The following is a 9311-nucleotide window of genomic DNA, read 5'->3' on the forward strand; positions in this document are numbered from 1 at the left end:
GTCCAGGCCGAAGCCAAGGCGCCGGTGCTCGGCCATCTCGAGGGCCTGTGCCACACCTATCTGGATGCCGCCGCCGATCTGGACGTCGCCCGCCGCGTAACCCTGAACGCCAAGATGCGGCGCGTCTCCGTCTGCGGCGCGACCGAGACCCTGCTGGTCTACCGCGTGGCGGCGGATCGCCTGCTGCCCGCCGTGGCCGCAGACCTGATCGCCGCTGGATGCGAATTGCGCGGCGACGCCGAGGCTCGCGCCCTGGTCCCGAACATGAGTGAGGCGACCAAGGTCGACTGGACCGCCGAATACCTGGCCCCCATCCTGTCCGTGCGCGTGGTGGACGGCGTGGACGGCGCGGTCGCGCACATCCGCCGCTACGGTTCTGGCCACACCGAGGCCATCGTCACCACCGACGAAAGAGCCGCCGAACGCTTCGCCGAGGGCGTCGACAGCGCCATCGTCCTGATCAACGCCTCGACCCAGTTCGCCGACGGCGGCGAATTCGGCTTCGGCGGCGAGATCGGCATCTCGACCTCAAAGCTGCATGCGCGCGGGCCAGTCGGGGCGGAGCAGCTGACCACCTACAAATATGTGGTGCGCGGCGAAGGCCAGACGCGGCCCGTTTGAGCACGCGGCGGTCCAAAGGGTTGGGCACAGATCCCGTCTCAGGCTCCGTGGCGCTGCGCAATGCCGCCCGCTGGCGCGGCAAGCGCGTGGGGCTGCTGGGCGGCTCGTTCAACCCGGCGCACCGGGGGCACGTGCACATCAGCGAGGAGGCGATCAAGCGGCTGGGATTGGATGCGGTGTGGTGGCTGGTGAGCCCGCAAAACCCGCTGAAATCCGCCGAGGGCATGGCCCCGCAGGCCATCCGGCTTGCCTCGGCCCGCGCCATTGCCCGCAACCCACGCATCGTGCCGACCGACGTGGAGAGGAAACTCGGCACACAATATACCGTTGATACCCTTAAGGCGTTGGTCGCCCTGCACCCAGGCACCCGGTTCATCTGGCTGATGGGCGGGGACAACCTTCAGGGCTTCCATCGCTGGCACCAGTGGCGTCAGATTGTCCGGGCGGTTCCGATTGCCGTTCTGCTCCGCCCGAGGTATTCTGAAGCTCGCCGGTCGGCACGGGTTCTGGGTCCGCTAAAGAAAGCGCTCAAGCCCGACCGGACGGCACCAAGGTGGACGGAATGGGCCTTGCCCGCGCTTGTTTGCCTTGAACAGCCTGGTGTTGACGAATCATCAACGGCACTGCGGAAGCAACAGCCGGATTGGACAGATGCATATGGTCACACCACCAAGTAGGGAGAAAGGATTGCCTCCGATTGCCGCCGCTGAAAGTGGCGTTCAAAGTCAGGCCGCGAATGAAGCTGGTCTGCATGATCTGGTTCTCAGATCCCTCGACGACGACAAAGCCGTCGATGTCATTTCCATTCCGCTGAAGGGTAAAAGCTCGATCGCCGATGTGATGGTGATCGCAAGCGGTAACTCGTCGCGGCACGTCGCCTCGATGGCTGACCGCCTCATGGAGCGCCTCAAGGCCGAACTCGGCGTTGTGTCGCGGGTTGAGGGTCTGCCGCAGGCGGACTGGGTTCTCATCGACGCTGGTGATGTGGTTGTCCATTTGTTCCGGCCAGAGGTTCGTAGCTTCTACAACCTCGAGAAAATGTGGTCGGTGGAGGTCCCCGCCGGGCCTGCCGCAGCCTGATGCTGCTGCACATCGTGGCGGTGGGGCGGATCGGGCGTTCGCCCGAGGCGGAGCTTGTTGCCCGCTATGCCGCGCGGCTTGGCCCCACCCTCAAGATTACCGAACTGAGCGAACAGAAGGCGCAGCGCCTCCCTCCCCCCGAGGGCGGCGTGCGCACTGTCGTGCTCGACGAGCGCGGCAAGATGCTGACGTCCGAGGCCTTTGCGGGAAAGCTAGGCGGCTGGCGGGACGAGGGCGTGCGCGAAGTACGTTTCCTCATCGGCGGGGCTGACGGTCATGCCGAGGAGGTGCGGCAAAGCGCCGACATGCTTCTTTCCTTCAGTCCGATGACTTGGCCGCACATGATGGTTCGGTCTATGTTGACCGAGCAGCTTTACAGGGCGATGAGCATCCTTGCGAACCATCCCTACCACCGAGGCAACTAGGCGTAGCGCGTGACAGCTTTGCGCAAGACCGGACTGCTGGCCGTGCTGACGGCGCTCGCCCTGACGGCGGGCCCCGAAGGCGCACGCGCGCAAGCTGAGAATTCCGCGCGTGCGACTGCGCAAAACGAAACATCCGCGCGCTCCCGCCTCAAGGAGGTGGAAGCGGGCATGGCGGAGGTGAAGAAGCGCCAGTCTGCCCTCAAGAAGGAGGCTGACAAGCTCTCCTCCGAAATCAATGTGACCGAGCGGGACATGGTGGCCATCGCCAAGGCCATCCAGACGCGCGAGCGCAACCTGTCCCAGATCGAGCAGCGGCTGAAGACGCTGGCTGCCGAGCGGGACGTGCAGGTGAAGGCGCTCAGCGCCGGACAGAAGGACACGGCCCAGCTGATCGCCGCGCTCCAGACCATGACGCGCCGCCCGCGCGCGCTCATGTTCCTGCGCCCGGCCTCCGCATCGGACACGGTCCGGTCAGCCAACGTCATGATGGCGGTTCTGCCCGCGCTGCAGGATCGCACGGCGGTGCTGCGCCAGCAGGTGGCGGACCTGAACGAGACCCAGGCCGCGCTGACCGGCGAGGAAGAAAACCACCGCAAGGAACTGGAAGGCCTGCGCAAGGACCGGAAGGATCTGGAAACACTCCGCGCCGAACGTGAGAAGCAGCGTGCCGGGGTATTGAAGGAAGCCGAGGGCGAAAACGCCCGGCTTCAGAAGATGGCCGGCGAGGCGAAGGACATTCAGGACCTGCTGGCAAAGCTGGAGGCCGAGGCGCGCCTGCGCGAGAAGTTCGCCAAGCTGCCTGCGCCGCGCCCGCGTCCGGCGGGGCTCGCCGAGCGGGTGCGCGCCAGCCGCCAGCCGGCGGTGGCAGAGGCACCCCGGAGTCAGCCGAGCGTTCAGCAGGGCAGGCGGTCGCCGCCAACCGTTGCGATGACGCCTCCGGTCAACATACGCGGCGGCTTCCGAATGCCCGCCGAAGGTCCGGTTACGCAGCGGTTCGGCGCAGCGACGCACGGGGGCGGATCATCGAAAGGCATCTTGATCCGCACGCGCCGTCAGGCACAAGTTATAGCACCGTCCAGCGGTCGTGTCGTTTTCGCTGGACCGTTTCGCGGTTATGGCCAACTCTTGATTATCGCGCACGGCAATGGATATCATTCCTTGCTTGCAGGTATGGCGCGGATCGACGAGAAAGTTGGCGCTTCTGTCCAGGCCGGCTCGCCGGTCGGGGTTATGGATGCTGCGGATCAGGGTGATCCGGAGCTGTATCTGGAGCTTCGCCAGCGCGGGACCCCGGTTGATCCCCTGCCTTGGCTGAGTGGGCGTACCGCAGGATAAGGTCAGGCTCTACATGGCATTTACACCCCGGCGTCGTTTCTCTCTGGCAGCTAGTGCCCTTGCGTGGTGTCTCGTCGCCCAGCCGGTTCTGGCCGCGCCAGATACGGAAACCTACCGTCAGCTTGATCAGCTCATGGACGTGTTCGAGCGCGTGCGCGCCGAGTATGTTGAAAAGGTTGACGACAAGAAGCTGCTGGAAGGCGCGATTGACGGCATGCTTGCCGCGCTCGATCCGCACTCGAGCTTCCTTGACGCTCGTGACTTCGAGGTGATGCGCACCCAGACCGAGGGCGAATACGGCGGCCTCGGCATCGAGGTGACGCTGGAAGACGGCACCGTGAAGGTGGTCTCGCCCATCGATGACACGCCGGCCTCGCGCGCCAATATCAAGGCGGGCGATTATATCACCCACATCAACAAGGAGCCGATCTTCGGCACCACTCTCACCGAAGCGGTGAGCAAGATGAAGGGCCCGCCCAAGAGCTCGATCACGCTGACCATCGTGCGCGAAGGGGCCACCAAGCCGTTTGACGTGACGCTGACGCGCGAGATCATCACCCTGCGCCCGGTGCGCCATGAGGCGATGGGCTCGGTCGGCTACATCCGCGTTGCCCAGTTCAGCAAGCCCACGGGTCCGGGCCTGCGCAAGGCGATCTCCTCGCTGCAACAGCAGATCGGCGCGGACCGGCTGACCGGCTACGTGCTTGACCTGCGCCGCAACCCGGGCGGCCTGCTCGATCAGGCGATCGAGGTGTCGGACGCGTTCCTCGAAAGGGGCGAGATCGTCTCCCAGCGCGGCCGTCGCAAGCAGGACATCCAGCGCTACTACGCCAAGCCGGGCGACCTGACGGGCGGCAAGCCGGTCGTGGTGCTGGTGGACGAAGCCAGCGCCTCGGCCTCGGAAATCGTGGCGGGCGCGCTGCAGGATCAGCGCCGCGGCATCGTCATTGGCCAGCGCACCTTCGGCAAGGGCTCGGTGCAGACGCTCATTCCGCTGTCGCCGGACACGGCGCTGCGCCTGACGACCGCCCGCTACTACACGCCGGCCGGCCGTTCGGTGCAGGAGCTGGGCATCGATCCGGATATCGAGGTGCCGCAGCTGTCTGACCCTGATCTGAAGGACCGGCTGACCCTGCGCGAGTCTGACCTGCGCAACCACCTGCTCAACGGCAGCAAGGCCGGAGAGAAGCAGGAGGAACGGGACAACAAGCCCGATCCGCGGTTCCAGAACGTGACGGCGGAAAGCCTGAAGAAGCAGGGCATCACCGACTTCCAGCTCGACTATGCGCTGAAGCTGTTGCAGCGGATGGGCGGCCCGACCGCGCGCGTCGCAACCAACTGACCCTTGGTTCGGGATGCGAGCAGGACCGGACGACGACTTTCCTGACGATGAAACGCACCGTCGCCCCCTGTGGCAGTGGCTGCTGGCGGGCGCGGTCGGCCTGTTCATCTTCATAGGTCTGGCCGTCGGCTTCACCGGGCTGCTGACAACCCACGTCCGGCACGTTCCGGCCTCCGCCGTGCTGGCGGACCTGCCGCACGCAGAACCCATCCGTTCGGGCTCGCAAACGCCTGAGATCGCGCAGTCCCAAGCGCGGGCAGCTGATGTGACCGAGGCTGCCGAAGCCGCGCTGCCTGACCCTGGTGCCTCCGCGTCAGCACCTGCGTCCGTATCCACATCCGCGCCTGCCCCTGCGCCTGTTCCGGCAAGCGTCATCCCCGCAGGGCCGAAGATCGTGCTGCTGCTGGCCGATGCGGGTGCGAACCCGGCACTCACTCGCAAGGCCATCGACCAGTTGCCGCCGCAGGTGGCGTTCGGCTTCAATCCGTATCCGAAGGATCTGCCCGCGCTGGTCGCGGCGGCGCGGGAGCGAGGCCACGAGATCTGGCTCGGCATTCCCATGGAGCCGCTGCGCTATCCGCAGGTGAACCCTGGTCCGCAGGCGCTGCTGCTGAATTCCGCGCCCGAGCGCAACCTGAAGCGGCTGGAGTGGGTGCTGAACCGCATCGACGGCGAGGTCGGCGTTTATTCCATCATGGGGTCGGCCTTCACCACCCGGGAAGCCGCACTGCACCCGGTGCTGGCGGCCGTGCACGGTAAGGGCCTGCCGTTCTTCGACAGCCGGGCCAGCGGCAAGACCCAGAGCCGCGCAATCGCAAAGACGCTGGGCCTGCCGCTGCTGGTCAATGACAGTTTCGTCGGCAGCCCGGTGACGGCACAGGCCATTGCCGAGCAGTTGGCAACGCTGGAGCGTCTGGCCCGGTCGCGCGGGGTGGCGGTGGGCGTCATCGAACCGTCCTCGCTGGTGCTGGAGCAGCTGGCGGCGTGGCTGCCGCAGCTGGCGGGCAAGAAGATCTCGCTGGTGCCGCCGCGGGCCCTGCTGGACGCGCAAGGTAGCGCGGCACGCTAACATCCCCACTTGAAACGGCAAGGCCTCGGCTGGCCGAAAGCGGCTGTTGCAAGGGGCGCAATCTGCTAAAGGCGGGGCAGTTTTGACGTAACCACCGGTGGGGCGATGATCCGCAGGCTTTATGATTGGACAATGCGGCTGGCAGAAGGGCCGCGGGCACTGTGGAGCCTTGGCGCGATCTCGTTTGCGGAAAGCTCGTTCTTCCCCATTCCGCCTGACGTGGTGGTGGTGCCCATGGTGCTGGCCCGGCCTAAACAGGCTTGGCTCATCGCCACCATCTGCACCGTGGCATCGGTGCTGGGCGGCCTGTTCGGCTACTTCATCGGCTACTACGCCATGGAGTCGATCGGCGAATGGCTGATCCAGCTGTACGGCATGCAGGAGAAGGCGAGCGAGTTCCACGCCAACTATGCCGAGTGGGGCCTGTGGGTCATCCTGATCAAGGGCCTGACGCCCATTCCCTACAAGCTCGTCACCATCGTCTCCGGCGCCGCGCACTTCGCCCTGCTGCCGTTCATCGTCGCCTCCGTCATCACCCGCGGTGCCCGCTTCTTCCTCATCGCCGCGCTGCTGCGCGCCTATGGCGAGCCCATCCGCACCTTCATCGAGAAGCGCCTGACCCTGGTCACCACCCTTTTCGTGGCTGCCCTGGTTGGCGGCTTTGCGGTACTGAAATACATATGACGAGAATCGGATGGGCATTGGCGGCGGCGGCCGTCACTTCGGGCGCACTGCTGGGCGGGGCGCTGGCGTTCCAATACATCGGCGGGTTGCACCCGTGCGAGATGTGCCACTGGCAGCGCTGGCCGCACATTGCGGCGCTGGTGTTCGCCGCAGGCGGGGGCCTCGCGCTGGCCAGGCCGCAGCCGGGCGCCGGGCAATCCGGCTTTACGCGGATCGCTGCCGTTCTGGCGGGCATTGCATTGCTGATGACAGCGGCCATCGGCCTATTCCACGTCGGCGTGGAGCAGGACTGGTGGGAAGGGCCGACAGCCTGTTCGGTGATTGGCGGCGGACAGAGCGCCGAGGATATCTTTGCCACCGTGATGGCCGCGCCGGTCATCCGCTGCGATGAGACCCCCTGGTCCCTGTTCGGCATCTCAATGGCGGGCTATAACGCCCTGATCTCGTTCCTCATGGGAGGCTTGGTGCTATGGCTGAGCATGACGCGCAAACGCTGACAGAAACCCCTCGGGCCAAGGCTGGCACCACGGAGCCGGGCAAGCATCTGCCGGGCTCCCCGACGCTGAAGGAGCGCGCTGCCGCCATGGTGCGCGTGGATCAGGCGGGCGAGTACGGTGCGGCGCGCATCTATGCCGGGCAGATGGCCGTCATGGGCAGCCGTCACAGCTATTCGGGCGAGATCCGCCGCATGGCGGAGCAGGAGCGCCAGCATCTCGATCGCTTCAACCAGATGATGACGCAGCGCGGGGTGCGCCCCACCGCGCTCCAGCCGCTGTGGAGCGTGGCAGGCTTCGCGCTGGGCGCGGCAACGGCCCTGATGGGCCCGCGTGCCGCCATGGCCTGCACCGCCGCCATCGAGGATGTGATCGAGAAGCACTATGCCCAGCAGCTTGAAGAGCTGGGCGACAAGGACCCTGAACTCTCCGCCGTTGTGAAACAGTTCCGTGACGAGGAACTGGAGCATCATGACGCCGCTATTGCCCATGGGGCCGAGGAAACTCCGGGCTATGCGCTGCTCTCGGCGGCCATCAAGACCGGCTGTCGCATCGCCATTCGGGTATCCGAGAAGATCTGAGCCAAAGAGGGGGCGTCTTCATGCGCAAACTTTTGTCCCTGTTGATCGGAGCGTTCATGACCGTAAGCACTGCCCACGCCGCGCCGGAATCCACTCCGGGAGCAGCGCCTGAAGGACGTTATGCCGTCGCCGTTCATGGCGGCGCCGGACGGTACGATTACAACCAGTTCACCGAGGAGCAGAAGGCTGCCTACCACGCCGGCCTGCGGGAAGCCCTGCTGGCCGCCCAGAAGGTTCTGGAAGCCAACGGCACGGCGGTGGATGCCGTTGTTGCCGGTGCCATTGCGCTGGAGAACAACCCGCTGTTCAACGCCGGCAAGGGCGCGGTGCTGAACGCGGAAGGCGAGGTGGAGCTGGACTCCTCCATCATGGATGGCAGGACGCTGGAGGCCGGTGCCGTCGCCGGTCTCAAGTCCACGAAGAACCCGATCCTTGCGGCCCGCGCCGTCATGGACAAGTCCGAGCACGTCATGCTGCAGGCGGCCGGGGCCGAGGCGTTCGCCAAGGCGCAAGGGCTTGAGCAGGTGCCCAACAGCTACTTCATCACGCCCGAGCGGCAGAAGCAGCTGGAAAAGGCCAAGGCCAGCCAGGAGAAGGTGAACCTCTCCAAGTTCGGCACCATCGGCGTCGTCGTGCTGGACCGCCACGGCAATCTGGCGGCGGGCACCTCGACCGGCGGCCTGACCAACAAGCAATGGGGCCGCGTCGGTGACAGCCCGATCATCGGCGCCGGCACCTATGCGGACAACGCCTCCTGCGCCGTCTCCGCCACCGGCCACGGCGAGTATTTCATCCGCGCCACCGTCGCCCGCACCATCTGCGCGCTCGTGGAGTTCAAGGGCATGTCGCTTGAAGACGCCGCCAACGCGGTGGTGAAGGACAAGCTGGTGAAGATGGGCGGCGAGGGCGGCGTCATCGCCATCGACCCCAAGGGGAACATCGCGCTCGTCATGAACACGCCGGGCATGTTCCGCGGATCGCTCAAGGAAGGCGAGGAGCCCTATACGGGCATTCTGGGCAACGACTGACCCTCTGCCTCCGGCAAACCAAAGAAACGGCTGTGATGCGGTCTCAGGGCCCGTCACGGCCGTTTTCTTTTGAAGAGGTGCAAAGCAGGAGCGGGCCATGGCGGCAAGGCGCTGGCGCGAGGTGCGGGAGGAGGCAGTGGAGGTGCAGGATGCGCCACGCTGCGCCCTGTGCAGCCGGCCGCTGGGCGCGAAGACCGAGTGGCACCACGTCATCCCCAAGAGCCGGGGCGGGCGCGATGTCGTGCCGGTCCATCCCATCTGCCACCGCACAATTCACGCCACGCTGACGGAGGCGGAGCTGGAGCGGTTTTACCCCAGCATGGCGGACCTGCGCGACCATCCCGAGATCGCCAAGTTCCTCCGCTGGGTGGCGGACAAGCCCGCAGACTTCCACAAGCGCACCGAGCCCAGAGGCGGCCGCAAGCGGCGATGATCGCATTTCACCGAACGGGAAGGGCTCAAGAGTTCAGCCACTGCTCGAACACCGGGCCGACCAAGGCCCCGACCGTTACATCAAGCGTAAGGGCGGCCACGAACGTGGCGGCGGCGGTCGGCAGCTTAGACTTATTCGACTAAAAAGGCCGGGAAGCAGTCGCGCTTCCCGGCCTGAAAAAGTCGCTCAAGGCGTCGTTGGACCGATCAGTCCGTCAGG

At 65.9% G+C, this 9311-nt stretch carries 12 protein-coding genes; all 12 read left to right on the forward strand.

Annotation, left to right across the window (positions count from 1 at the left end):
• On the forward strand, positions 1-621 hold a 621-nt coding region (locus tag VIG90_RS08705; RefSeq protein WP_331593104.1), incomplete at its 5' end, for a glutamate-5-semialdehyde dehydrogenase.
• Positions 622-641: 20 nt separating this feature from the next.
• Complete coding sequence (locus VIG90_RS08710; RefSeq protein WP_331593105.1) at positions 642-1298, forward strand: nicotinate-nucleotide adenylyltransferase; 657 nt, start codon at positions 642-644, stop codon at positions 1296-1298.
• A gap of 10 nt (positions 1299-1308) precedes the next feature.
• Positions 1309-1701, forward strand: a complete 393-nt coding sequence (gene rsfS / locus VIG90_RS08715) for a ribosome silencing factor (RefSeq protein ID WP_414695484.1) — start codon at positions 1309-1311, stop codon at positions 1699-1701.
• Positions 1701-2126, forward strand: a complete 426-nt coding sequence (locus VIG90_RS08720) for a 23S rRNA (pseudouridine(1915)-N(3))-methyltransferase RlmH (RefSeq protein WP_331593115.1) — start codon at positions 1701-1703, stop codon at positions 2124-2126. Before rsfS ends, VIG90_RS08720 begins: the two co-directional genes overlap by 1 nt.
• 9 nt (positions 2127-2135) lie before the next feature.
• On the forward strand, positions 2136-3461 hold the full coding sequence (locus VIG90_RS08725) for a murein hydrolase activator EnvC family protein (RefSeq protein ID WP_331593106.1): 1326 nt from the start codon (positions 2136-2138) through the stop codon (positions 3459-3461).
• A 13-nt stretch (positions 3462-3474) separates the two neighbouring features.
• On the forward strand, positions 3475-4803 hold the full coding sequence (locus VIG90_RS08730) for a S41 family peptidase (protein WP_331593107.1): 1329 nt from the start codon (positions 3475-3477) through the stop codon (positions 4801-4803).
• 13 nt (positions 4804-4816) lie between these two features.
• The gene (locus VIG90_RS08735; RefSeq protein WP_331593108.1) at positions 4817-5872 is read left to right on the forward strand and encodes a divergent polysaccharide deacetylase family protein; all 1056 of its coding nucleotides are present in this window, start codon (positions 4817-4819) and stop codon (positions 5870-5872) included.
• A gap of 132 nt (positions 5873-6004) precedes the next feature.
• Entirely contained in the window at positions 6005-6556 is a 552-nt protein-coding gene (locus VIG90_RS08740) for a YqaA family protein (protein ID WP_331593109.1), read from the forward strand.
• Entirely contained in the window at positions 6553-7053 is a 501-nt protein-coding gene (locus VIG90_RS08745; RefSeq protein ID WP_331593110.1) for a disulfide bond formation protein B, read from the forward strand. The genes VIG90_RS08740 and VIG90_RS08745 overlap by 4 nt, the downstream gene beginning before the upstream one ends.
• A gap of 86 nt (positions 7054-7139) precedes the next feature.
• Positions 7140-7631 carry a demethoxyubiquinone hydroxylase family protein gene (locus VIG90_RS08750; RefSeq protein WP_331593116.1) on the forward strand — a complete coding sequence of 164 codons (492 nt, stop codon included), beginning with the start codon at positions 7140-7142 and terminating at the stop codon, positions 7629-7631.
• A 56-nt stretch (positions 7632-7687) separates the two neighbouring features.
• Positions 7688-8659: an isoaspartyl peptidase/L-asparaginase gene (locus tag VIG90_RS08755; RefSeq protein ID WP_331593111.1), complete on the forward strand. Its 972-nt coding sequence runs from the start codon at positions 7688-7690 to the stop codon at positions 8657-8659.
• 97 nt (positions 8660-8756) lie between these two features.
• Positions 8757-9092, forward strand: a complete 336-nt coding sequence (locus VIG90_RS08760) for an HNH endonuclease (RefSeq protein ID WP_331593112.1) — start codon at positions 8757-8759, stop codon at positions 9090-9092.
• The last annotated feature ends 219 nt before the right edge of the window (positions 9093-9311 follow it).

It is taken from the genome of Pedomonas sp. (genome assembly GCF_036515995.1).
GTDB lineage: Bacteria > Pseudomonadota > Alphaproteobacteria > Sphingomonadales > Sphingomonadaceae > Pedomonas.